Source organism: Paenibacillus sp. J22R67, from assembly GCF_059692175.1.
Window position 1 is genome coordinate 666,856 of the sequence record NZ_JCAUAX010000004.1, and the last position, 24,965, is coordinate 691,820.

At 45.0% G+C, this 24,965-nt stretch carries 19 protein-coding genes and 1 riboswitch; of the genes, 11 read left to right on the top strand and 8 right to left on the bottom strand.

Going from position 1 to position 24,965, the window contains the following annotated elements; all coding sequences use genetic code 11:
- Positions 1 to 48: 48 nt before the first annotated feature.
- Complete coding sequence (locus AC58VC_RS19175) at positions 49 to 1,725, bottom strand: S-layer homology domain-containing protein (protein WP_497370425.1); 1,677 nt, start codon at positions 1,723 to 1,725, stop codon at positions 49 to 51.
- Positions 1,726 to 1,735: 10 nt separating this feature from the next.
- Positions 1,736 to 3,946: an amidase family protein gene (locus AC58VC_RS19180; protein WP_497370426.1), complete on the bottom strand. Its 2,211-nt coding sequence runs from the start codon at positions 3,944 to 3,946 to the stop codon at positions 1,736 to 1,738.
- A 763-nt stretch (positions 3,947 to 4,709) separates the two neighbouring features.
- Here AC58VC_RS19180 and AC58VC_RS19185 point away from each other — a divergent pair.
- Entirely contained in the window at positions 4,710 to 5,879 is a 1,170-nt protein-coding gene (locus AC58VC_RS19185; RefSeq protein ID WP_497370427.1) for an asparaginase, read from the top strand.
- A 21-nt stretch (positions 5,880 to 5,900) separates the two neighbouring features.
- On the top strand, positions 5,901 to 8,456 hold the full coding sequence (locus tag AC58VC_RS19190; RefSeq protein ID WP_497370428.1) for an asparaginase domain-containing protein: 2,556 nt from the start codon (positions 5,901 to 5,903) through the stop codon (positions 8,454 to 8,456).
- 300 nt (positions 8,457 to 8,756) lie between these two features.
- Here AC58VC_RS19190 and AC58VC_RS19195 read toward each other — a convergent pair whose 3' ends face one another.
- Positions 8,757 to 10,241, bottom strand: a complete 1,485-nt coding sequence (locus AC58VC_RS19195; RefSeq protein WP_497370429.1) for an oligosaccharide flippase family protein — start codon at positions 10,239 to 10,241, stop codon at positions 8,757 to 8,759.
- Between the two features lie 316 nt (positions 10,242 to 10,557).
- Here AC58VC_RS19195 and AC58VC_RS19200 point away from each other — a divergent pair, with 316 nt between their 5' ends.
- The 3 genes from AC58VC_RS19200 (at position 10,558) to AC58VC_RS19210 (ending at position 13,784) form a co-directional block, all read left to right on the top strand.
- Complete coding sequence (locus AC58VC_RS19200) at positions 10,558 to 11,382, top strand: glycerophosphodiester phosphodiesterase (RefSeq protein WP_497370430.1); 825 nt, start codon at positions 10,558 to 10,560, stop codon at positions 11,380 to 11,382.
- 392 nt (positions 11,383 to 11,774) lie between these two features.
- Positions 11,775 to 12,482: a DNA alkylation repair protein gene (locus AC58VC_RS19205; protein ID WP_497370431.1), complete on the top strand. Its 708-nt coding sequence runs from the start codon at positions 11,775 to 11,777 to the stop codon at positions 12,480 to 12,482.
- A 99-nt stretch (positions 12,483 to 12,581) separates the two neighbouring features.
- On the top strand, positions 12,582 to 13,784 hold the full coding sequence (locus AC58VC_RS19210; RefSeq protein WP_497370432.1) for a multidrug effflux MFS transporter: 1,203 nt from the start codon (positions 12,582 to 12,584) through the stop codon (positions 13,782 to 13,784).
- 101 nt (positions 13,785 to 13,885) lie between these two features.
- Here the strand turns inward: AC58VC_RS19210 and AC58VC_RS19215 are convergent, their stop codons facing one another.
- Positions 13,886 to 14,233, bottom strand: a complete 348-nt coding sequence (locus AC58VC_RS19215) for a VOC family protein (protein WP_497370433.1) — start codon at positions 14,231 to 14,233, stop codon at positions 13,886 to 13,888.
- A 315-nt stretch (positions 14,234 to 14,548) separates the two neighbouring features.
- Between AC58VC_RS19215 and AC58VC_RS19220 the strand changes: the two genes are divergently transcribed.
- Positions 14,549 to 15,805 carry a S1C family serine protease gene (locus AC58VC_RS19220; RefSeq protein ID WP_497370434.1) on the top strand — a complete coding sequence of 419 codons (1,257 nt, stop codon included), beginning with the start codon at positions 14,549 to 14,551 and terminating at the stop codon, positions 15,803 to 15,805.
- Between the two features lie 49 nt (positions 15,806 to 15,854).
- On the opposite strand, the gene spoVB is transcribed toward AC58VC_RS19220, so the two are convergent.
- On the bottom strand, positions 15,855 to 17,405 hold the full coding sequence (gene spoVB, locus AC58VC_RS19225; protein WP_497370435.1) for a stage V sporulation protein B: 1,551 nt from the start codon (positions 17,403 to 17,405) through the stop codon (positions 15,855 to 15,857).
- A 204-nt stretch (positions 17,406 to 17,609) separates the two neighbouring features.
- Here spoVB and AC58VC_RS19230 point away from each other — a divergent pair, with 204 nt between their 5' ends.
- Both AC58VC_RS19230 and AC58VC_RS19235 read left to right on the top strand, forming a co-directional pair.
- Positions 17,610 to 18,275, top strand: a complete 666-nt coding sequence (locus AC58VC_RS19230) for a cupin domain-containing protein (protein WP_497370436.1) — start codon at positions 17,610 to 17,612, stop codon at positions 18,273 to 18,275.
- 134 nt (positions 18,276 to 18,409) lie between these two features.
- Positions 18,410 to 18,901: a DUF2569 domain-containing protein gene (locus AC58VC_RS19235; RefSeq protein ID WP_497370437.1), complete on the top strand. Its 492-nt coding sequence runs from the start codon at positions 18,410 to 18,412 to the stop codon at positions 18,899 to 18,901.
- 65 nt (positions 18,902 to 18,966) lie between these two features.
- On the opposite strand, the gene AC58VC_RS19240 is transcribed toward AC58VC_RS19235, so the two are convergent.
- Positions 18,967 to 19,602: a peptide-methionine (S)-S-oxide reductase MsrA gene (locus tag AC58VC_RS19240; protein ID WP_497370438.1), complete on the bottom strand. Its 636-nt coding sequence runs from the start codon at positions 19,600 to 19,602 to the stop codon at positions 18,967 to 18,969.
- 39 nt (positions 19,603 to 19,641) lie between these two features.
- Positions 19,642 to 21,024, bottom strand: a complete 1,383-nt coding sequence (locus tag AC58VC_RS19245) for an MFS transporter (RefSeq protein WP_497370439.1) — start codon at positions 21,022 to 21,024, stop codon at positions 19,642 to 19,644.
- A 164-nt stretch (positions 21,025 to 21,188) separates the two neighbouring features.
- Here AC58VC_RS19245 and AC58VC_RS19250 point away from each other — a divergent pair, with 164 nt between their 5' ends.
- On the top strand, positions 21,189 to 22,433 hold the full coding sequence (locus AC58VC_RS19250; protein WP_497370440.1) for an MFS transporter: 1,245 nt from the start codon (positions 21,189 to 21,191) through the stop codon (positions 22,431 to 22,433).
- On the opposite strand, the gene AC58VC_RS19255 is transcribed toward AC58VC_RS19250, so the two are convergent.
- Positions 22,430 to 22,930 carry a hypothetical protein gene (locus AC58VC_RS19255; RefSeq protein WP_497370441.1) on the bottom strand — a complete coding sequence of 167 codons (501 nt, stop codon included), beginning with the start codon at positions 22,928 to 22,930 and terminating at the stop codon, positions 22,430 to 22,432. The two genes, AC58VC_RS19250 and AC58VC_RS19255, sit on opposite strands and share 4 nt — an antisense overlap.
- Positions 22,931 to 23,028: 98 nt before the next feature.
- Positions 23,029 to 23,157, bottom strand: a riboswitch (SAM riboswitch).
- A gap of 250 nt (positions 23,158 to 23,407) precedes the next feature.
- Here AC58VC_RS19255 and AC58VC_RS19260 point away from each other — a divergent pair.
- The gene (locus tag AC58VC_RS19260; protein ID WP_497370442.1) at positions 23,408 to 24,250 is read left to right on the top strand and encodes a metallophosphoesterase family protein; all 843 of its coding nucleotides are present in this window, start codon (positions 23,408 to 23,410) and stop codon (positions 24,248 to 24,250) included.
- A gap of 26 nt (positions 24,251 to 24,276) precedes the next feature.
- Positions 24,277 to 24,909: a glycerol-3-phosphate responsive antiterminator gene (locus AC58VC_RS19265; protein WP_497370443.1), complete on the top strand. Its 633-nt coding sequence runs from the start codon at positions 24,277 to 24,279 to the stop codon at positions 24,907 to 24,909.
- Positions 24,910 to 24,965 lie beyond the last annotated feature (56 nt).

Below are 24,965 nucleotides of genomic sequence, written 5' to 3' on the forward strand. Positions count from 1 at the left end.
CGAGGAGGCAGGGGACTAAGCGTCCCCTCCTGTTCGTTTTGTTTATTTCTATTTCGATAACAAACGGTACAATACCTGCGCAGCTTCTGCTCGCGTTGCAAAGCCTTGAGGTTCGAATTGACCCTCGGAGCGGCCTTGCACCAAACCTAGAGCTGCTGCTGCTTTGACATCGGCTAACACCCATTCTCCGATTGCTGCTTCGTCCGAGAAAGATGGTGCTGCTGCTGAATCAGTTTTGCCGTGCAAAAGCTTGTAAGATCGCATCAATATGGCTGTCATTTCCTCGCGAGAGACCAGGGCATTCGGCTCGAATTTGTTAGTTTCCCTGCCATTCACGATACCGGCTTGCACCGCAGCTGCAACCTCAGAGGCGAACCAATCGGATGGCTGTACATCTTGGAATGAGGTGGATGAACTATCTATCTTCAATTCCAGTGCCCTTGCAATAAGTGCTGTAAATTGTGCGCGTGTTACCTTGCTTTCGGGTTCAAAGGTTTGTTCGCTTGTGCCGGTAATAACGAGTTTAGAGGCAAGTTCTTGGATGACATCCGACGCCCAGTGGGAATGTGGAACATCTGCAAAAGATTTAGATACTTCCAGAACGGTGTATTTGCTGAAGTGGGAGATGTCGGAAATCAACTCACCACTTGTGTAATTTCCTCCTACACGCTCTAGTCCTCCATTATCAGAGATGTAATATACGCTGCTAAGTTTCGGATTTACAGCGGGATCAAGCTTGAATCGAATCTGAATAGGCTGTTCGAAACTCGTAAGGCTTAAGGTTTGACCGGCTTTGGTCGTAACGTACAGCTTAACGTCATAAACTGCGCTGCCTAACTTGACGCTCGCTCCTAGTTGCTTCTTAGCTTGATTCAATACCCCGTCGCCAATTGTCGGCTCGATGAGTGGTTCGATGCGTAGTGTGATTTGGCTGCCGGAGCGTTCCTGCTCACTGACAAGATTGATCAGCTGGGTGAACAACTTGGCTGAAAATGCCAAATTGATCTTTTCTGACTGAATTTCAAGCTTCCTTTCGCCCAACAATTCACCGGTATTTGGAGGTAAATCAATCTGCTGAGCATCAGATGGAAGTAGAATGGCAATCTTCTCAACTCCACTGGTCTGCAGTTGCTCCGGTTTCACAGAAACAACATGCGGTTCTGCGGGGGCCGTAGTCATAGGGAAACTTCCAAGTGTCGGTCTTTCTCTGGTTTCTACTATGACTGTTGCCGTAACGTCCGGCGTCAGTGTTTTCTCGTCCTTAAGAGAACTTGTGCTCATCTTAACTTTCTTTAGTGCTAGCTGAGTGGTACCTGAACCTACTGCTTTAAAGGTCAAGCTGCCGAGATTGACCGACCCGTTCAGCCCCGTTAATGATCCTGTCTTTGTATAGACGAGTTGTGCGTGTGTACCACCGTCCTGCACAATCTTTATTGGAAGTGCGAAGCCAGTAAGGTTGGTAAATTTTTGAGTAGTATCCAACTGGAGTCTTGATTCGTCATAATATAGGTTAAGTTCATAGGCGAATACGTCATCTAAGGAATCGCCTTTAATATCAACCTGAAACGATTGATTTTGCAACAAGGAATCTGTTGAAGTTGTTACGGAGAATACAGGATCGACGACTGCTGCCGCAACCTGTGGAAGCCAAAGTCCTACAGCTAAACATAAGGATAAAGAAAATCCAAGCAGCATACGTGCCATATCTAGGTCCCGACCTTTCATTGAAAATTGCTTACGGTGTTAATACGAGCTTTGATTCTTCCTCGGGTGTTAGAGCGGGAGTGGACGCCGGCATCGTACGAAGGTGGGTAGCCTGTTCGAAGGCATACGCCAGTTTAATCAAGGTTCCTTCATCGTACTCTCTGCCCAGAAGTTCAAGTCCGAATGGAACTTGGTTTGTATAACCTGCTGGGAAACTGATGGCTGGAAAACCGGAGTAGGCACTTAACCGATTCGCATTGCCCGAAGTGGTTGCATACAGGACGGCATCTAACGAATTTTCGCCCAATACTTGAGTTAGCGATTGTTGTGTGAGCTTCGTACGCTCCCAAAGATCTTTATAATAGTTCAACGTTTCCAATGTCGTCACGTTATCTCGCTGAATCATCGAACTTTTTTGACTCTGTAAAATATCGTTGGAAGCGATGATTTCCGTCAGTGTCTTGTAGGGGGCATTGGCGCCGAGTGAAGCCAGATAATCGTTCAAGTCGAACTTGAATTCAGTGCCGCTCAAGCTGGCATAACCTAGGATTTTGGATTGATTCGGGATTGTTACATCAATAACGGTTGCCCCGAGCTCAGTCATCTTCTCAGTTGCCGCTTTGAAGGCTGCGTCGTTGCCGGTAGACAGTGAACGTATGACTCCGATTCTTGCTCCTTTTAAACCGTCCTTATCCAAATAGTCGGTGTAGCTCTTTGGGGTATTACCCGTTGATAGAGCAGTGACCAGATCGTTCGGGTCATATCCACTCACAGCGTCAAGCGCAATCGCAGCGTCAGCTACAGAACGTGCCATCGGCCCGCCGACGTCCTGAGAATGGGCGAGGGGGATAATACCCTCGCGGCTCGTTAGCCCGATTGTTGGGCGAATACCTACAAGTGCGTTTCGTGAGGATGGAATCCTAATAGAGCCGCCTGTATCTGTTCCGAGGCCGATGACACCAAAGTTTGCTGCAAGAGCGGCACCGGTACCGCCGCTTGATCCGCCAGGATTTGTAGTCAGATCATACGGATTCTTGGTTTGTCCACCAAGCGAGCTAAGTGTTGTCGTTCCGAAGGCGAATTCATGGAGGTTAGATTTCGCGAGTATAATCGCGCCCGCATCCTTTAATTTCTTGATCATAAACGCATCGGTCGAAGTGTTGTTTGCTTTGAGGCAAATACATCCGGCTGTCGTTGGCATACCGATTGTATTGAAGTTGTCCTTAACGATTACTGGGATTCCGTGCAGTGGTCCTCTAGAGCCTTTCTCGCTACGCTCTTTGTCTAGAGCTGCTGCTTCTTCGAGAGCCTTTGGATTGACCGAGAGAATTGCCTTGATTTCAGGCCCTTTTTGATCATATGTATCGATACGTGCCAAATATTTCGTAACAAGCTGGACGGAAGTTAGTTTACCGGCATTCATCGCATTTTGAATATCCATCACTGATGCTTCCATCAGTTCGAACTCCTTGGTGTCATACAATACCTTTTTGCCTAAAAGGCCTAGATCGGTCAGATCGATCGATCCGTTCTGGTTGAAATCGGCACCGGCAACTGTAGACCAAGAAGTATGAGAGGATGTGATACCGTAAAAAGGGGCGAGAATAGCTAAATCACCGATATCAAGTGTGCCATTGTCGTTTAAGTCGCCGGTAACTTGGTTTGTTTGCAGGCTGAGGCTTCCAAAATGAGTGGCTTGGATCACACCGTTATCTGCAAGGCCGAGTTCTGCGCTGACTTTAATATCCTGTACGCCGCCGTTTGCTTTTGCCTTAAATTTAAGGCAAATGAGTGATTTATTATTAACGGCCGATTCGCTAATGCTGGCAGCGACGACTGTAGCTTTACCGAGCTCTGCGTACTGTCCAACTATACTAGTGGAACTATCTACAGCTTGTGCATCAATGAAATCAACTCGAGCTGCATTAAACTCGATGATAAACTTCTGAGCGGTCACTTTACCGGTAACACCGGTTAACGCTACGTCAACATCGAATAACGCTCCGCTGATTGTTGTTGATGGGCCAGTTACGATGACGGATTCCGATCCTGGTGGCAAAACGATAACATTAGGCGGTGTTTGATAGACATTTTCTGTTACTGTAGATGAACTTGCCGTTGAATTGACGTTAGGGATAGAGGTTTCTGCAGCGGCGCTAATTGCTCCTATAGGCAACGTAGCTGCAATAAGGGCTGTGGAAAGTACCTTTGAAACAGAGCTTCTGGACAATAAAGATTTCATGAGGACGCCTCCAATTACAATTACGAATTTATTAAACGTGGACAATTCTAAGTGAATTAAGAGAATGTAATTCTAAGCGTGTGCGTAGATAGGTAGATTAATAGATAGATAGATAGATAGATAGATAGATAGATAGATAAATAAATAGATAGATAAATAGATGAATAGACAGAAGAATAGATAGAGTTGGATGAATTAACCTGGGACTAATCTTTAAAGTTGAATATCAAAGTAAATTTATGTTAGATAATATCACCTCGTTTAATTAATTTTCACTTATGGACACCATTCTATTACACGATTTGTTAATAAACAAGGTATATTATTCCAAGAAAGCGCATGCAAATATTCTAATATTTTTAGAATTGTAAATGTAGAAGGGTTTCTTGGTTATTTAAGTTAACTTTTGTGACATAAATGAGTGCGTAAATTCATCGTCAGACTCATTTCCATGTAACTGCTGTAAAATTGCAAGTTGGGGGAGATGCGATGGCATATGGGATTAACCGATGTAAATGTCATGTTTGTAATATATATGTGATATTAATATGGAAAATGGTTCGGAATTACCAGATTTCCCTATGTAATCTATATATTAAAAACATAGATAATCTATTAATAAAACGCGATAATCAGAGAAAAATAATTATGTAAGCGTTTTTATTAATATGTTATGTATTTGATAAATAATATGACATTAAATAAGATTGGGTTGAGTTTAAGCGTTTAAATTCAAAAATACCTAACATGGAGGTTTTCTTACGTGACATTTATTCATGAAAGTAAACTCAGCAAAAAGGTCCTCATCCCGTTTCTTGTTCTGGCTCTCTTTAGTATGATGTTGGTATTTATGAATCCGACTTCTGCGAGTGCGGCTGCGGCGATTCCTCCGCTATCCGACAGTAGAAATCCGCAATTGCCTAACGTTATCGTCATCGCAACCGGTGGAACGCTTGCTGGCAAAGCAACGGATGCAACGAGTTTTCAAACTTATCAAGCAGGAACGTATCTGATGTCTGACTTGGTAGCCCAATTGCCGAATAAAGATAAAATTGGTAATGTGAACACCTATCAATTTGGAAACAAAGGGTCAGGCAGCTATTCAATAGGCGACTTGTACGACCTATCACTTGCGGTAGATCAAGCGTTGGAAATCTATGACGGTGTGGTCGTTACCTCTGGGACGGACACGATGGAAGAAATCGCGTATTTCCTTGACCTCACGGTTAGAAGTGAAAAGCCGGTTGTCGTCACTGGTGCTATGAGACCTTGGGACGTCATCGGAACTGACGGTCCTGCGAACCTGTACAATGCCATTAAGCTTGCGGGTAGTGGAAAAACGAAATCTTTTGGTACTGTCCTTATGCTGAATGACACCATTCAGGCAGCTAGAGAAGTGACCAAAACGAACGCTCACCGTATGGATACTTTTGAAACGCCAATCCTTGGTGCGCTTGGTTATATCGATGAAACGAATATTAGTATCTATCGTGCAACTGCTAGAGCGCTTAAAGCTGGTGAAGCTGATTGGGCGACTCCATTTGATTTGAAGAGTATTACAAAGGATAAGCTTCCTGCCGTAGAGATTGCTTTTGCTTATCAAGATGCTGGAGGCGGGGCAATTAACGGTCTGGTAGCCGACGGCGTCAAAGGTATTGTGACTGCTGGAACAGGTGCGGGCGGCATTTCCTCGAAAATGAGCGCAGCGCGCAGCAATGCCATCAAGCAAGGCGTTATTTTCGTCACAACAACACGTACGGGTTCAGGTACCATGTATCCTAGCTCAAGTAACGGCATCATCGCCGGGGATAGCTTGAACGCACAGCATGCTCGAATTATGCTTTTACTTTCTATGGCTTTTTCAAGCGATTTTAACGTGATTAAAGGTTGGTTTGGCACTTATGGTACCCAAGATGTGGAAGAGGCATCATAATTCAGCGGGAGGTAAGGTTTAATGAATGATATGTATCATCCGAATCTCAAAAGAAGCCTGATCCCGCTCTATTTCTTGTCTCTGGTACTCCTGCTGTCCGTTTTGTTAATTCATCCGTTAAAAGCAGGTGCGGCGGAAGCTTCGGGAACAGCTTTTCCGATTCCTCCGCTTTCCGATAACAGGGACGCTCAACTGCCTAACGTTGTTGTGATCGCAACCGGTGGAACGTTGGCTGGGAAAGCAAGGGATGCAACGAGTTTTCAAACCTATCAAGCTGGAACGTATCTGATGTCTGACCTTGTCAATCAATTGCCGAATAAAAACAAAATTGCGAATGTGAATACGTATCAATTCGGGAATAAAGGATCAGGCAGCTATTCGATGGGGGATTTGTACGACCTCTCACTTGCCGTGGATCAAGCGTTGGAAGTCTATGACGGCGTGGTCGTTACCACTGGGACGGATACTATGGAGGAAATCGCCTATTTTCTTGACCTCACGGTAAGAAGCGAAAAGCCGGTCGTTGTCACAGGCGCAATGAGACCCTGGGACGTCATCGGAACAGATGGTCCAGCGAATTTGTATAATGCAATTAAACTTGCAGGCAGCGGTAAAACGAAATCATTTGGCACAGTCGTCATGCTGAATGACATCATTCAAGCGGCGAGGGATGTAACCAAAACGAACGCACAACGCATGGATACGTTTGAAACACCGATTCTAGGTGCACTTGGTTATATTGATGAGACCAACATACGTATATATCGCACCACGGCGAAACGGTTCAAAGCAGGACGAGCCGATTGGGCAACTCCGTTTGATTTGAAGAAAATCACAAAGGAACAACTTCCGGCAGTTGAAATCGTTTTTGGCTACCAAGACAGTTCGGCTGGTGCTATTAAGGGATTTGTGGGAGAAGGTGCGAAGGGGATTGTGACGGCTGGCACTGGAGCTGGAGGAATTTCGTCCAAAATGAGTACGGCGCGTAGTAATGCTATCAAACAAGGCGTCATTTTCGTCACCACAACAAGAACCGGGTCGGGCACGATGTACCCAAGCGGTGGCAACGGTATTATTGCTGGAGACAGCTTGAATCCACAGCATGCCAGAATCATGCTTCTGCTGTCATTGGCCTTTTCTAACGATTTTAATACAATCAAGAATTGGTTTGGAACTGTCGGGACTCAGGCCATTCAACTCAAGACACAAGCGCCTGATATCGAGGCTCCAGTGTGGCCGCAAGGCAGTACGCTTCAGGCTGCGAATGTTGGACAGAATAGCCTAACTTTAAGTTGGCCGGAAGCGTCAGACAATATTGGCGTGAAGCAATACCGTATTTATGAGACAGGAAGCGGCACGGTGGTTGGAAATGTCTATGCTTCGGTTAGTAATGGCGTATATGCATCCGTTGCTAACGTTGTCTATTCCTCGGTTACTGGAAATGTGTATTCGTTTAATCTCAGTTCTCTTACGGCAGGTACCACCTATACATTTAGTGTCACGGCGATAGATGCTGCGGGTAATGAGAGTATTGGGCTTAGCAAGACGGTTCAGACCAACTCGCCAAGAAGCTCGTCCGACTCAACAGGTTCATCAAACACGAGTTCGGGTTCGCCTGCCGTACCTGACAAGTTAGATGTAACGATCCCAGCAGGTGGTACACGCAGTGTAAGTTGGAAGGATGCTATTTGGATTACCATACCTGAAGGAGCGACAGGGCAAGAGCTTCGATTAACAGCTGAGGCATTGCAAAATGTAAGTAGATTAGTTAGCGATAGCAGCAAGCTGCTAAGCTCTGTTTTTGAGATTTTGAAAAACTTCACGCAGAACTTCGACAAGCCGGTAAGCATATCCCTCTTGTTCGATCCTGCCAAGTTAGGGGAAGATCAGCAACCATCTGTTTTTTATTACGATGAAACCAAGAAGTCATGGATTGAAATTGGTGGAACTGTAGTGGATAACAAAATTACGGTGGAAGTAGAACACTTTACGAAGTTTGCTGTATTTGCTGTAGACAAACCTAAGAGTCCAGGAAGTACGGAGATTTCCTTCTCGGATACGGCTGGACACTGGGCTGAACTAGACATTAAGCAAGCTGTAACGCAGAAAATCATCAGTGGTTATGCGGACGGAACGTTCAAACCTGACAATTCCGTTACGAGAGCTGAATTTACAGTCATGCTGATGAACGCGCTGAAGGTAGACAAAAAGGGTAAAATGCTCGAATTCACAGATAAGCAGGAGATCCCTCTATGGGCTGAAACTGCGGTGGCTCAAGCGGTAGATTTGGGAATCATCCAAGGTTACGAGGATCAGACTTTCCGACCGGACAGCTTGATTTCACGCGTTGAAATGGTATCCATGATTTCAACTGCATTGGGTGTGGCGCCAGCATCGCAAGCGACGACCGGCTTTGCCGATGACGAAGATATCTCAGCATGGGCGAAAGGTAAGGTAGAAAGTATTCGCTTATTGGGCATTGTCGACGGACGCAGCGGTAATAAGTTCGAACCTGCGAATACGGCAACACGGGCAGAAGCAGTTAAGGTGCTTATGAAAATGTTAGAGCAGAAGTAACGGGAAATAAGAGATAGAAAAAGGCTGTCCCAAAGTCATCCAATGACCGCGGGACAGCCTTCGTCATATATTCGGGGATGTTCATGGGAATGGAACTACAGTCCGCTATATCACTGGAAAGGCACACTTTCCACCTGGAAGGTGAACTACGGTCCGCTATTGTGCTGATTTCACCCGAAATACGCTAGATGGAGACGAAATAAGACCCCACAGTTCCCCTCAGACAGGGAATAGCTTGTTTTCCTCCGAATAGCGAACTCCAGTTCCCTTGAGTGAAGCAATAGCGGAGTTCTCGCTAGGTTATTCCACAACAACTGCACGCTGCGCTGTATTTGACCTAGGTTTACGATTTCTCTCAATCCATATCGTAAGAATAAGGAGAGCTAGAAGTCCAACGCAAATGAAAAGAGGGAACCAGCTTTTCGCAAATCGGCCGACTTCCATAATTGCGAGCATCACAAGCGTTGGCAGCAAAGGCTCGCCGTAAGCTTTCCACCAGTTAAGCGCAAACTTCTCATAGTAATAAAATCCGATCATCGTCAGAGCAGACACAGCCCAGCCTCCGGTGTAGATCCAAACGGCAAGCACAGGACTGCTGGCAGCAACCATAGGAACAAAAATAACAACGAAAATCCCGGCGGCAATCATCACCCAGAAGGTGGATTTCGTCCTGCCAATACCGGCCATAATACTACCGCCAAGGCGGCCAACAGAAGAGAAGAGGACACCTAGCGCCATTAGGCGGATGTATGTAGCGGAATCACCTGTTGAGTAATCCGAGCCAAATAAAAATCCATTGATTTGACTTGGATATAAACAAATGATTGCGGTTAACGGATAAAGTAAGATGTTGTTGTACCGGATACAACTTGTACCGCGACGTTTGCTCTCCTCAACATCCTGAGCTTGCTCTGCGACAAAGGGAAGTGTGACAATCATGAACGCCCACGTGATGATTCCGATAAAGCCGGTAATGCGGAACCCATTTGCTAAATAACCAACAGCCAATACGGAGTTTGAACCTACCATCATGACGAGAAAAGGCTGCTGGAAAGCCTTCGCAATATTGCCGGCCCAGGTTGGCAGTCCGTACGCTAGCATGCTTTTAACCTCCTTAATCGGAAGAGGACCGAACCATAGAGGTTTATGCACACGTTCAACTTTGATGCAAATAATAAAGGCAGTCAGGAGTGCCCCTACGCCCATCCAAAGTGAAATACTTTCCAGTAAATTCATACTCCCACGCGGCAAAAGCACGCCAAGTACGGTGCCAATTGTGGATAGCGCCGTCGTAGTAACCATAAAGAAGGCTTGTGTTCCGAAATCACGGTTACCAGAGAAGGATGCAACGCCAATGTTTAGAATTGAGTTAAAAATAAACATGATCGAACTTAGGAGCAATGCTCCTCGAAGCTCTGGCAAATGGTAATAGTTTGCTAACAGCGGAGCTAATGCGGTGAGCAGCAATCCGATAAAAAGGCTGAAAAGAGTACTGCCTGTCAAAGCGACACGGAAATTCGTTTGAACCGCTTCCAGTGGTTTGCGCGAAAACGCATAGATTAAGGAAGAATTGAAGCCGAAATTGAGAAATAGCGACAACATGCCGAAGATTTGCAGCAACAGGTTAACCTCGCCGAACCGATCAGGGTCGCCTAGCTCCCGGGCGAGTACGATGCTGCCCACGGTTTGCAGCATTTGATTGATAAAAAGTCCGAGACCGATGATAGACACATTGCGAAGTAAAAATCGTTGTGTATCTGTTAATTTGAATCGCTGAGCTCGCATGGGGACGTCCCCTTTTCCGTGGATTAGGCCTAACTTTGAGATATTCAAAGCGTATCAAACACATCCGTGTATGACAAACCAAAGATTTGAAGGAAAACGGAGAAAAACAAAGATATTCATTGCTTATATGGGGGTGATAATTCCTGTAAGAGAAATATGAGTATTGTGTAAACGACAAGTTAATGAAAATAGTTCCCTTATACGAAAGAAAGTGGATTATTTTAGCTTGCCACTCTTGTATACTTGAAAATAGTATGCGGGTTTGTCTGAGCGAATTATGAAGTCCAAATAAGAAAATTTGGAGGAATGACGCACAATGTTCATCAATGAGAAGCACTTAGCGAATCAGCTTATTCAGTGGCAGGCCCACCAAAACTCGAATTCAGAAGTACCGGAGAACACAATGGCAGCGATGAATTATGCTTGGGAGCTTGGGGGAATTCCGGAAATCGATATCAGGCAAACAGCAGATGGCATTATTATCGGCCTACATGACGCAACGCCGAAACGAACATTGTCCGTTCCTGAAGCGGATCAAGACAAGCTAATCTCTGAATTCACATTTGATCAGATTCAGCAATGGGATGCCGGCGTGAAGTTCGGGGAGCAGTTCCGTATGGAGAAGGTTCCTTCGCTCGAGCAAGTCTTGGCTGTTTTGTCCGAGCATCCCGGTCGCCAGCTCTATCTGGACTTCAAACAGGTAGATTTGGAGGTGCTGGCTGGGCTGATTCGGGATAACGGCGTAGCCCAGCAGATTATTTTTGCCCATAATAGTCATGAGAACTGTAAGGCCGTTAAGCGGTTAGTTCCCGATGTTAGAACTATGTTGTGGATTCCTGTGCGTTCCTCGGAAACAGCGATGCAGACATTCACCGATATACATCAAACGGGGTTTGATTCCCTTGATATTGTTCAGCTTCATCTGCCAGATGGCGAAGAGAAACGACCGTGGCGATACAAACTACAGAAGGCGTTTATCGTGGAGGCTCTTCAGTATTTGGCAGAAGCGGGCTTGGAATTGGAAGTGCTGCCGTTCAAATTTGAACAGGAAGACTTATTCGAGCTGCTTGACATGGGAATTCGGCGATTTGCGGTTGACGAGCCAAGTGTATTTGTTGAATTGCTGAATAGCTATGCATGATTTATGCTATTGAACGGTAATCTTCAAGAATGTGAAAATGTCTATCATACGTTTTAGGAAGCTAACGTCGGAAACTCCGAAAAATATTAAAGTTAGCAAAGAGAGCTGGGATAATGGTGTACGGTACGAGTGGCAGAACTACGCTAATCTGGTGGTGAGTAATTCCCTGTAGTTCCAATTGGTAAGTGACTAGGCCGAGTTTAGCTCAAAAAGCGCTATGTAGTTCCTCTACCGGGGATGTCATTCTTATCAGCGCGGCACCAATAGATGAGAGATTGCACGTTAGAGAAGTAAGTGAAGCAACAGGATGCCAACAAAGAAATGATTGAGTACATTCCGGTGAACTAGGTTATTACTATTATCTGATGAGATAAAAAAGGAAGTGGTAAACTATGAACTTAGAAACGGTTATGCAAGAGCTTGAAGCTCTGGGCAAGGAACGAATGAAGAAAATTTACGTATCCAATGGCGCGCATGAACCTCTTTTTGGCGTAACTACTGGCGAAATGAAGCCCATTGCCAAGAAAATTAAGCTCAATCAGCCTTTGGCTGAGCAGCTTTACCATACAGGGAACTACGACGCGATGTATTTTGCCGGCGTTATAGCAGAGCCAAAGGCAATGACTGAGGCGGATTTTGACCGCTGGATGGATGGGGCTTATTTTTATATGTTGTCTGATTTTGTGGTTGCAGTGACCTTGGCAGAAGCAGATATTGCCCAACAAGTGGCTGACAAATGGATCCTAAGCGGTGAAGAGCTGAAAATGTCAGCGGGCTGGAGTTGTTACTGTTGGCTTCTGGGAAATCAGCCGGACAGCGAATTTGATGAAAGTAAACTTGCCGATCTGCTTGAAAGGGTGAAAAGTACGATTCATGATTCGCCCGAACGAACGAAATATGCGATGAATAATTTCATTTATACAGTAGGATTATCCTATTTGCCGCTACATGACAAGGCAGTTGAGATTGCAAAAGCCGTTGGCCCTGTAGAAGTTCAACGCGATAAGAAGAAAAGCAGCTTCCTGATAGCTTCTGAGCGAATCCAAAAGGAAGTAGATAAAGGAAGAATCGGTTTTAAACGTAAATATGTAAGGTGCTAAACTTTTGTTGTCGAAATTTGCAAATTTGTGTTAGGATGAACATCAGATTCTCTATTAGAGACTCGGATATGGAATGAAGAATAGGAGATCATTTTTATTATGACCAGCAAGAACAATCAGCATGTGTTTAGATTAGCACTGCTGCTCGGTTTATTTTCGACGCTCGGGCCTTTTACGATCGATATGTATTTACCCGCGTTCCCAGAGATTGTGAAGCAATTCGGTACTACCGCTTCGCTTGTGCAGCTCAGTCTCACCGCTTGTTTGCTCGGTCTAGGCATCGGCCAACTCGTTATGGGTTCGCTGAGCGATGTCTATGGTAGACGCAACCCGCTGCTTATCTCTATGGCTGTTTATCTCGTTGCCTCATTAGCTTGCGCGTTCTCGCCTAATATCGGGGTGTTGATCGCTTTCCGGTTCATTCAAGGTTTTGCCGCTTCGGCGGGCATTGTCATTTCCCGGGCAATCGCACGCGATCTGTACAGCGGTCACGAGCTTACAAAGTTTTTCTCCTTGCTATTGCTTGTCGGTAATTTAGGTCCCCTCGTGGCACCGGTTACGGGTAGCGGGATTCTATCTTTCACTACTTGGGTAGGTGTCTTCATCGCGCTGTCACTGTTAGGATTGTACCTTTTGATCATGACAAAATGGCAACTACAGGAGACTCTGCCGGCTGATCGCCGCAGGCCAAGTAATTTCATGGAGCAGTTAAGGAACTACGGATCGCTTCTGCGAGATCGACAGTTTGTCGGCTACATGCTGGCACAGGGAATTATGATCGCGGGAGTGTTTGCCTATGTGTCGGGAACGCCTTTTATCTATCAAAATATTTACGGGGCCTCGCCAACTGTATTCGCCCTTTTGTTTGGATCGAATGGGATTAGCTTAATCATCGGCTCCCAAGTGGTAGGGCGGATGTCGCATCGCGTATCCGAACACGCCTTCCTGTTATTCGGTCTATGGCTTGCCATTCTAGCGAGCGTAACTGTCTTAGTGGTGGCCATCGCTCATGGACCACTTTTCGCATTAGTGATTCCGCTGTTTTTCTTCGTAGCAGCAATCGGCATTACGTCAACGGCAGCCTTCCCGCTTGCTATGGAGAGCCAGGGACATATGGCGGGAAGCGCAGCAGCGCTGCTCGGTGTCATTCCCTTTTTGCTCGGAGCCGTTGTCTCACCATTGGTCGGCATCGCGGGTGAACACACCGCTGTACCACTAGGTGTGATTATTTTAATGACGAGCGCCGCAGCGATGTTCGCTTACTTCATCCTGGTAAGAAGAAGCTCGCGTGGAGTAGCTTAAATTTTATGAAGCCCAAAAGAGGCAGTCCCGCGGTCATTGGATGACTTGGGACAGCCTCTTTTTTTTGCTTTCTCTTTTGGCCTTTTCTATGGCTAAATCGATTATTTCTCCCAGAGCTCAATCAGTCGGCCTTCAGGATCTTCAATCCAAACAAACTTTCCATAGTCGCCGACCTCTTTGTTTTTTGCGAGAGGTACACCAATTTGCTCAAGATGCTTAATCGTTTCGTCCAGATCGTGTACTTGGAAATTTAACATCACTTGTTGTTCGGTTGGAAAATAACTGTCGTCCTCGGTAAAGAAGGAAAAGATCGTCTCATTTCCTGACTCTTGTTTGATCATAGTACCATTCCAATCACCTATTTCAATTTTCAATACGTCACTGTACCACTTTTTTGTGGCCTCAAGATTTCGAGTTCTCCAAAATATGCCTCCAAAACCTTTGATCATCGTAATTAACTCCTGTCTGTCATCAAATTTAACTAACCGATCACAATAGATATTCGATATTTTAAATTAAGTTCCTTTTTCAACATTTATGGATATAGAGGTTCAGTGTGCCGTCAAAATCTAACCTAGTTTTCTCCTCTAGCCATCATGATATGCCCGTTGACAATCGTACCTTAGTCCCAATGAATCTTCAGCATACTTTCAGTTAACTTTCATATGACTATCAGCCCAGCTTCATTCAGATTTCAGGTTAGCCGCCTATACTTCAATTATCAACATTAAACAAACAAACGGCACATGAAAGGTGGTAATCAAATGAATGAAGATATGAAAGACATGAAGGATACAAAGGATATGATCAACGTAAATGATATAAAGGTTGAAAACAAAACAGGAAATATCAAATTTAAATCCATGTTTGCAGCTTTTATGGCTGGAGCGGTCGTTATCGGTGGTTTGATGTTCACGTCTGATAAGCTGAATTTGTTTGGGTATGATGCTGGGGGCGTTCAATCGAGCGTCGCAGCAGCTGCTGACTCGGCAGCCGCTAATGTCCAGACTGCATCTTTATCGCCGACAGGGGCGAATAGCGTATCCTCCATTGTAAAAGCTGCGAGTCCAGCCATTGTCAAAATTGAGACGAAAGTAAAACAGACGAATAATGGGCAAAATAGAAGAAACTCGTTTGAGCAAGGCACCCAAAGCGGAGATACGATTGAAAATGGCATTGGATCGGGCTTTATTTTTGACTCGAATGGTTATATTTTAACGAATGAGCATGTGATTGATGGCGCGGACGAAATTAGCGTCTATGTACAAGGCTACGATACACCTTTTACGGCCAAACTTCTTGGAAGCAGCTACGATCTAGACTTGGCAGTGCTTCAAATTCAAGGAGATAAAGCCTTCCCTGCTTTGAAAATTGGTAGCTCTGACAACACGCAAGTAGGGGATTGGCTAGTTGCGATTGGTAACCCGTATGACTTCGATTACTCCGTTACTACTGGTGTTTTAAGCGCCAAAGAGCGTACGATCAGCATCGATGATACCGAGGGTACTCGAAACTACAAGCATTTACTGCAGACGGATACGGCGATCAATCCAGGTAACTCTGGCGGTCCGCTTTTAAATTTGAATGGTGAAGTTATCGGAATCAATACCGCTGTTAACTCTGAAGCGCAAGGCATTGGCTTTGCAATTCCCGCAAGTACGTTCAGTGCTGTTGTAGATAAGCTGAAAAATAACGAATCGATTCCAGCACCCTACATTGGTGTAGCGATGCAAAATATTACGGATGACATGCTATCAGATTTAAAAATTAACAGCACAAAAGGTGCCGTAGTTGCTGAAGTGGAGCATGGTACGCCAGCTTTTGAGGCGGGCATTCGTCAATATGATGTTATTTTAAGTGTAAATGGTACAGCAACTTCAAGCACCGAGGACATTACCAAAGCTGTGCAAGCCGCGGCTGTGGGTGATGAATTGAAAGTAACCATCTCTCGTGATGGTGAAACGAAGGATGTTACGGTTAAAGTTGGTGATAAAAACGCAGCAACTAGCTATCAAAGTTAATCTATATAAAAAATAGACCCCCAGCCGGTTGCTGAGGGTCTATTTTTTGCTACCAGGGAATTGAGAATCGGTGACGCGCGCTTTTCCAATTCAATGTACCAGTGAATACGAGTGCGGCGAAATAGATAAACAAGGAACAGAAGATAGAGGTGGTTACACACCAGACCTGCGACATACCATGGCTGGTAACATATTGATAGATCCAGTGACCGCATATTGCCATCAGCATCATGCTGATCACAACTTTGACATAAGGACGAATATTCCAATAGAATCCGATTGAGTTGGAGATGGAATAGAAGTTCAGCAGCGTTTGTACCACAATGCCGATACCGATGCCGTAAGCCACACCAATAATACCAAGTTGACTACCTAAAACGTAGATCGTGACAGCCTTGAATGCGGTAGCTATTACATAATTCCACAGCGTAGCTTGTGCGCGACCGAGTCCGAGGAGAATCGCATGAAGTGGTGCGTCGAAATAATGCAGGAAAAACATCGGTGCCAGTATTTTCAGAAGCAATCCTGCCTCGGGCGCATTATAGACAAGTGTCGTTAGCGGGGTCGCCCACTCGTACAGGATAACGGTTGCTGGTGCGCCAATCAGAAGCCCCAAGTTCAAAGCCTGATTCATCCGCTCATGGATGAGAAGGCTGTTCTTATTCGCCGCTGCCTCGCCAATTGCAGGAATGAGCGCGGTGGACAAGGACTGCGTGATGAAACTTGGCATGAACAGCAGTGGAAATGCATAGCCGGCCAGCATGCCGAATTGTTTTGTGGCGAGCACCGTGCCGACACCTGCTAGTGCTAAGCTCGTTGTGATAAGAAGCGGCTGGAAGGTGCTGTATAACGAATGAATAATGCCGTGACCAGTGGTCGGAAGTCCGATCTGAAGCAGTTCGCCGAGTGTACTTCTTCCTTGTTTCAGGTGGCTTGCCCAAGTTTCGCCTGGCATCTTAGATTCGCCGAATAGCTTGTAGCTTGTCACCAGGAAGAGGAGGCTGATCGCTTCGCTGATGACTGAGGCAGCCATTGCTCCAGCAGCCGCATAAGCGACGCCATATGGCAGCAATAGGTGGACCAGCGCAAGAACGCAGGCAATTTGAACGGTATGCTCCAGAACATCGGAAGCGGCGATCGTCTTCATTTGCTGCACGCCGCGGAAATATCCTTTTAAAACGGCGGAGACAGCAACAATCGGTGCGATTGGCGTTATGGCGAGCATCGCGTAATAAGCACGTTGGTCACTTAGGAGGATGGATGCGATCCACTCTGATCCAAGTAGCGTTATGGTTGTGAGCGCTATGCTCAAGAACCCCGTGACAGCAAGTGAGACATGAAGAATGCGTCTCACTTTCATCCGTTCACCACGAGCGTGGGCCTCTGCGACCAACTTTGAAATGGCTACCGGCAATCCAAGTTCTGTAATCGTAATGACGAGTGGGACGAGTGGATGTGCCATCATCAAGATACCGATTCCCTCGGCGCCCAGTACGCGAGCGATATACATACCGCTGATAAAACCGAGGATACGGTTGATGAAAGCAGCGACAGACAAAACCAGCGTACCTCTCATGAACGATTGCCCCTGTTGTGACATGACTTGTGTCCTCCTGTTTATCGAATATTTAAATGTATTCAAAAATTGGAAAAGCATGCGAACAAGCCAGTTTTGATGTTATTTTTGGGGATGGATTTGCTGTATGTAATGAAAGTTGACCCGGAATAAAGTGCATTAGTCATGGGGGTAGATGCAGTGGAATACGCTTAGTAAAGATGATAATAAAATCGGGGGGCTGAGCGTATGGCTGTATCCTATATGGATTTCACTTCTCCAAACGTGCAATATTTCTACGATCTGAAGAACAATCGTTCATTCACAAAGGATGCGAACAATTTCATTAACTCGCTGGGTATTCAGCAGTTGAATACGCTGGGCAACGTCTCACTGCTCGATATTTATTTATCCAAAGCGAATGTGATTGAACCGCATGTTCATCAGAACGCATCTGAACTCGTCTATTGCATTCAAGGCGCGGCAGTGGTGTCCCTCCTGAATCCGTTCACCAAAATGGTGCTTAACTTCAATATTACGCCCGGCCAGGTAGCTAATATTCCCCAGGGCTGGTTCCACTGGGAGATGGCTACCGAAGACGATACGCATCTACTTGCAATCTTCGATGCGCCTGTACCGGAATTCATCGCGGTATCCGACTTCCTCAAGCTGGCACCAAGAAACATGCTCGCTCATACATACTGCTTGGATCAAGCGTTGATAACGCAGGCGTTAGCTCCGATCAAGGGCACAGTTACGATCGGGCCGCCAGTCGATTGCTCGCATCAACATCAGGCGCGGTATGACAGCTACCCACCGCAAGCGGCGCAACATCCGCAAGCGTCCTATACGGGGTATGTGTCGCGGCCACCTTCTTTTCCCGGTATCGGCAACGGATATAATCAGCAGGGCTAGCTATACAAAAAAGACTCGCAATTTATTGCGGGTCTTTGTCGTTTATGTGAAGAGGAGTGCCGGAGTTTTTGATTGACAGGAACCATTTTTTGAAACAAAATGTTAGCAGATGGAGAAGATAGATGGGGGACTCAATGACAAACACAGAAATAGTACCACCCATAGAGGACAAGGCTAAGCCATATGGTTTTGGTGGCTGGCTTTACTTGGTAACGTTAGGTTTCTTATTAACATTCGGGAGCTCCTTATACTATTTGATAGATACGATACTGCCCGTTTACCAAAGTGGACGTATGTTGCAATTGTATGAAGAAAACTGGAAATATTCTTTTGTTATCATCTATGAAACAGTTTTAAATTTATTTTATGTGATTTTCCCCGTATTCCTTGGATACCTTATTTTGAAAAGAAAGAAATTATTGAAATATATGGTGATAAATTTTTATCTGATTAATTTTGCTGCTAATATTGGCTATTATTTTATTTCAAACTCCATGGAGGAAATGGCCACTCACGAACTTATGGGGGAACAAGGTAGAAATATTGTTAAATCATTTGTCACTTGTTTAATATGGATCCCCTATTTTATCAATTCCAAACGTGTGAAGAATACATATACCAATTAACAGGAAAAGGCAGCCCATCTACATAGATCGGTTGCCTTTTTCTCATTGCTGAAGGTGATCTTTCGCTACCATTTTATTCGTTTGATAAGTCGAATGATCTCTTCTTGCTCATCACTGCTAATTAGCCAAGTCCGGATTTCATTGATGATTTTATCCATATTCGTATAACCTTTTGCAAGTCCGTTTAACCGTGCAGCCAAAGTTGCGTTTGTCAGATCTTCATCGGTTGGAAAAAGAGGCTTCAGCTTGTCCAGCGCATCGGGATACCGTTTCAAATAGTATTTCTGATGTCTCTCCTCAGCAGGATAAAAGCCGGTAAAGGGAGCAACATCGGTGTCCGGTCTGCCATTTCCTTGTTCCTCGCTGTCAGCCATGGCTTTATGGATGATATCCATCTGAATCGGGTCACGATACAATACCAATGATCTGTACTGCCGGCCTTTGTAATCATTTATATTTACTGGATTATGGTTGCTCCAGAACACATGCAAGATGGTCTCCAAACTCACGATACTTGGATCGTAATCCATTTCAACGGTCTCAGAGTGATCTCCCATTTGCCTGTAATTCGGGTTCTCTGTCGTTCCTCCTGCAAATCCCACACGCGTTCTCGTGATGCCAGTCAGCTGCCCGAACAAAGCATCAGGACTCCAGAAGCACCCCATACCCAAAGTTACAGTTTGGTTATTGCTTATATTCATCGCACACTCCTCCTCATGTACCGTTTCCTTATGATAAAGTTACTGCGACTGGACTTGCTCGGCACCGCTTCTCCCTCTAACAAACATACGAAGAGACAATAGAAGCATCAACACGCTGATAATAACGCAGCCGATAATTAAGCTGTGAAAGTGCTCGGTCGTGATTTGACTGCTGAAAACCGTTCCAAGTAGGCTTGAGGATAATATTGTTCCCATAAAACGCGAAGTCATGAACATCCCCGAGGCAATGCCAGTCTCCGCCGTTGTCACATAGGAATACAGGGCTGTTTGCAGCCCAAGATTCTGAAATCCGTTGCTTATGCCGAGCACAGATAAGCAAATAAAGATCCAAACCGCTGTGGAGCTATCATGAATGGTTAACAACAGGGAGGTTCCAGCCACAACGAATAGCGTACCGACCAGCAGTGGCGTTCGCGAACCGGAACGGTCAATCCATCTGCCCACTATGGGGGTGACTAGAATACCAAAACCTGAGATAGATAACATGATCAATCCCACTTGTTGCCCGTTATAATGCCGCACCTGCTGCAAATAGGAAGGGATACCAAACATAATTGAGTAAAATACAATATTCACTAAAATAAATTGCAAATAAACGAAGCAAACATCGACGTTCCGCTTAAGAAACAGGACATCGATAAATGGCTGTTTTCGCTTGGCTTCATACCAATAAAAACCTATGCTGAGCACTAGACTAAGCAGTAGCAACAGCCAGTTGACACCTGATTTGAACGATAAGAAAAAGAACAGCCAACTGAAGATCAGCGCGGTAAAGAAGACGATGCCCGTAATATCCAGAGCTCCCGCAGCGGAGTGTTTCCGTGGTGTGTCCTTAGGCATCATTCGGAGAGCAAGCACGAAAGAAACGATTATAAACGGAAAATTAATGAGAAAAATAGAGGGCCAGTCGCTATATTGAATTAAAAATCCTCCGAGCGATGGACCTAGCGCTGCAGAGGTCGAGGAGAACACCGACATGACACTAAGCGCTCTCGCTTGATTCGTCGTGATGACCGAGCGGATGATGCCCATGCCATTCGGGAACAGGGCGGAGCTGCCGATCGCTTGAATGACACGAAAAGTCATTAACCAGCCGAAGCTCGTTGATAGTGGCGCCAGCATGGAGGAGACGGTGATGAGGGCGAGTCCAAGCATGAAGATTTTTTTGCGACCGAATAAATCGCCGACCTTGCCCATGACAGGCTGTGCCACAGCACTAGCCACATAGTAGGTTGCTATGAGCCAAGAAATCGAGGCATACGTGACATGAAACTCTTCCTGCAGCCTGGAAAAAGCGACGGAAATCATGGTTGTGTTCAATGGGTTGAGCAACGTACCCAAAGCGACAGCTGTAATGAGCCAGAGATGGCCATTTTTGTTTGATTTAGCGGTATCTGACAAGAAGATTTACTCCTTTCAAAGATGCATGTGTTCCTTCAAGAGAAACACTTAGCGGAATTCCGCTAAGTTTTATGAAATTTCTTTTACCCAGGAGAAGGTGGAAGTTGGTTGTATGGTGAAATACCTCCATAGGATGTTATAGAGGACTATTGGAGGCTAAAATCATGCAACAGCAATGGAAAAAAACGTTTGCTCTAATCTTTAGCGGACAGCTTTTCTCGATTCTGACTACGTCCATGGTTCAATTCTCGATCATTTGGCATTTGACGAAAACGACCGAGTCTGCCGTTGTCCTGATGATCGCCGGGCTTGCGGGATTTTTGCCGCAAGTCATCCTTGGCCCTTTTATCGGCGTGTGGCTAGATCGCTGGAATCGCAAGAAGACGATGATTGCAGCGGATGGGACGATTGCTCTTTTTAGCTTAGCATTAGGCCTCTATTATTATTTGGGTGATCCGAGTTTGGTATTTGTTTATGTCATCCTGCTGATCCGCTCAACAGCATCTGCGTTCCATGCTCCCTCATTCCAGGCAGCGATTCCGCTCATTGCTCCAGAAGATCAACTGACTAGGGTGGCTGGCTGGCAGCAATTAATTAATTCGTTCTCAATGATAGCAGGGCCTGTGCTTGGCATTGCCGTATACTCGGCGACCTCTCTGGGAATCCTGCTGTTTCTGGATGTATTTGGCGCTTTGATCGCTAATATCATGCTTCTGTTTACAAAAATTCGCCAGCCAAAGGCAGTTTCACCCCCGACCACACCATCCTTTTTTAGCGAGTTCAAATTCGGTTGGAATGCCTTCATTCAGGTGAAACCAATTGTTCTGCTTACCATTGGCACCGGTATTTTCGGTATTGCGATCATGCCGCTTCCTACCTTATTTCCCTTGATGACCCTGACGCATTTTGGTCGAGGGGGTTATAGTGCTAGCATCGTTGATGGCTTATTCGGTATCGGGATGATCGTAGGTTCGTTTCTACTGTCCATGCTCGGTTCTCGTTTGAAGGACATTTCGTATATTTGCCTAAGTATGCTCGGAATCGGCCTAACCTGCGTAGCTATTGGTGTGATTGGCCAAGGATTGTTCATCTTCTTCGTCATCCTCTCGACCATCATGGGGATGATGTCCCCGTTCTTCAATGGCCCTTATGCGGCAATGCTTCAACGGTCTTTCGAACCCGAGATTCTGGGGCGCGTCATCTCTCTGGTGACGAGTGTCACGTTGCTCTCCGCACCAATTGGGCTCTCGCTGGCAGGCTTGATCGTGAGCAACTTCGGTGTGCAGGCCTGGTTTTTTTGGTCAGGCATCATCACGCTATCATCGGGCATCTTCCTGTACGTTCAATTCAAGCGCATGCAAGTGAACTTTAATTTAACCACCACGGGAGCTGACGGGCATACGTACTAGAAGGAAATATACGCTTGCGTATGGTTGAATAAATAGGCCCGATCCAAGATATTTGTTTGATCCTTGTTGTCTGCTGAGGGTGACCCTAACTTTCCAATTAAATCCATAATGGCAGACTCAATTAAATCTAATCTTACGGGTCCCCAGGCCTCTTGTTTTCGCTCAGCATAGTTCACAGTCTCGGTCAAAGTCAGGCCTTTTATTCGCTGAAAAAGAGCAACCCACGTAGTCAAATCGCATTTCAAGCTGCTTGAAGGAATTGCAAATTCCCTGAAGCCAACGGCTCCTGCATCTGTGGTGATAGCAATTAGTCCGCAGATATCATCGGCCTCATTTCCAAGCTGCAACTTTTTTGCAAGTTCGTTGTCATAGCGAAAACACTCTATTCGGGTAATCTTGATTTTTGAATGCAGCAAAATAGGATGAAGGGGAGGAATATCCTGGCGAGATTCAACTGTTTCATCTGTCGTCATGTAATTTTTTATGGCAATCGACATCTTGTCACTCCTTTAAACAAGTGGAATAGCTCGAAAAAGCAAAAATGACCTTCTCTGGAAACAGAGAAAGGTCATAGGAATTCAAAGTCATAGCCTCGCTCTTATCTCCCAGATTCGCTTCACAAGCGTTTCCGCAAGAATTAGCACCGTGCATCCCTTTGCTAAACAAAGGTTTGTCGGTTGCCGGGTATCATCGGGCTAGTCCCTCCACCTACTCTTGATAAGAAAAATCATTATATTCGATTACGTTCAATATTACTACAAAGCACTCGGTTGTCAAGGGAATTTCACTACTCTCCCCATGCAAATATTTGTTTAATTTTACAAATTAAATAGGGTTAATCATGACTTTTGGAAAAATCAAGTAAAGAATTTACAAAATTTATAAATGAAATTGTAAATAGATTTAATACTCCTTAATTATGATTACTATGAGAATGGTAACATCAAATTTGAAGTGAGAGAAGGAGAGATCTTATGAAGCTAGTATTAATGGGAGACTTACATTATCACGAAATTGATGAAACAATTCCTGGTTGGTTAGAGGCACGTAATGGTTTCTATGAAACATTATTGGGACGCTTTTTAGAATTGGAAGGTGATGCTCATATCTCTTTGGGGGATTTAACGAATTATGGGCACTCCTCGGAGCTTAATGAAGTCTATGGTTTACTACGAAAAAGTGATAGAACGTTCTATCATGCTTTGGGCAACCATGATCTGTATGCTCAAACAAGAAGGGAAGTTCTCGAAATTACGGGTCAAAACCGTTACCACGCAGTAGTAAGTGACAAGGCCGTGCTCGTATTTCTAGATACAGCAAAAGAAATGGATTTCGAGGATTGGGGAGGCTGGGTTGACGAAGAGCAAATGCAATGGTTTGAAGATGTCATAACAGCATCTGGGACGAAACCTGTCTTAGTTTTCGCTCATCATCCAGTACATAATACAACAACTAACTCCAATAAAGATAAAGGTTCTATTCACCCAAGCATTGATATGTGGAAGATTTTAAGCAAGAAAGAGGGCGTAGGGATTTACTTTAACGGTCATACGCACATTGATTCTATTGTTAAGCAAAATAACTGGACGTTTGTTCAACTATCGGCTTGTTTGGATCAGCATGGTTTGCGGATCGTGGACGTTGAGCAAGATGAAATCCGTATTACGGCTATTGATTTAACGGATGCAGCCCTTACAGAGAATGTTGAGATGTTGTACAACAATATGAAGCATTTTAGACATAATCCTACCGCACGCGGTGTAGATTCAGATCGGGAATGCACAGTCTCTTTACGAATAGAAGCGGAACAAGTATAGTTTCTTATCCGGGGAGGTCTTGATGGATGATTAGGCTTAAGAATGATGAAGGCAGTTTGTTTATTGAAAGATTAAGCACACACCGCATGGTGGCTTCCATCAAGGAGCCAAAACAAATCGAAATTGCCCTCTCACTTAAAAACCAATTAAGCGGCGTCTTTCTCTTAACTGGGCATATCGGCGTTATAAAAGGCTATGTCGATTTGTTCAATAAGCACCAACTGCCTGTATTCCTTCACTTGGAGAAAATAGGCGGCTTAAGTACCGATTCCTATGGGATGGATTACTTGGCCAAAGTGATTAAACCGACCGGGATTATTACCACGAAAACGAATGTTGTCAAAACAGCGAAGAAAATGGGGTTGCTTACCATTCAACGCTTCTTCCTAGTGGACACGGAAGGGGTGGAGAACATATCCAAAAGCCTTACTCACGTTGAACCTGACATCATTGAGGTTATGCCAGCACGAATTCCAGAAATGATCGGGGAGCTCAAGAAGTTCACAACCATTCCAATCATTACAGGCGGTTTGGTGTACGAACGAAGCCATGTCATGGATGGATTTAAAAATGGAGCAACGGCGGTATCTACCTCGAAATCGGATTTATGGCGAGAAACGTATTCCACAGAAGAAAAGATGATTCGAAATATTGGATGAAGTAATTTTCATAATATTAACAACTACTTAACACTCATTTAATACTGGTCGATTAT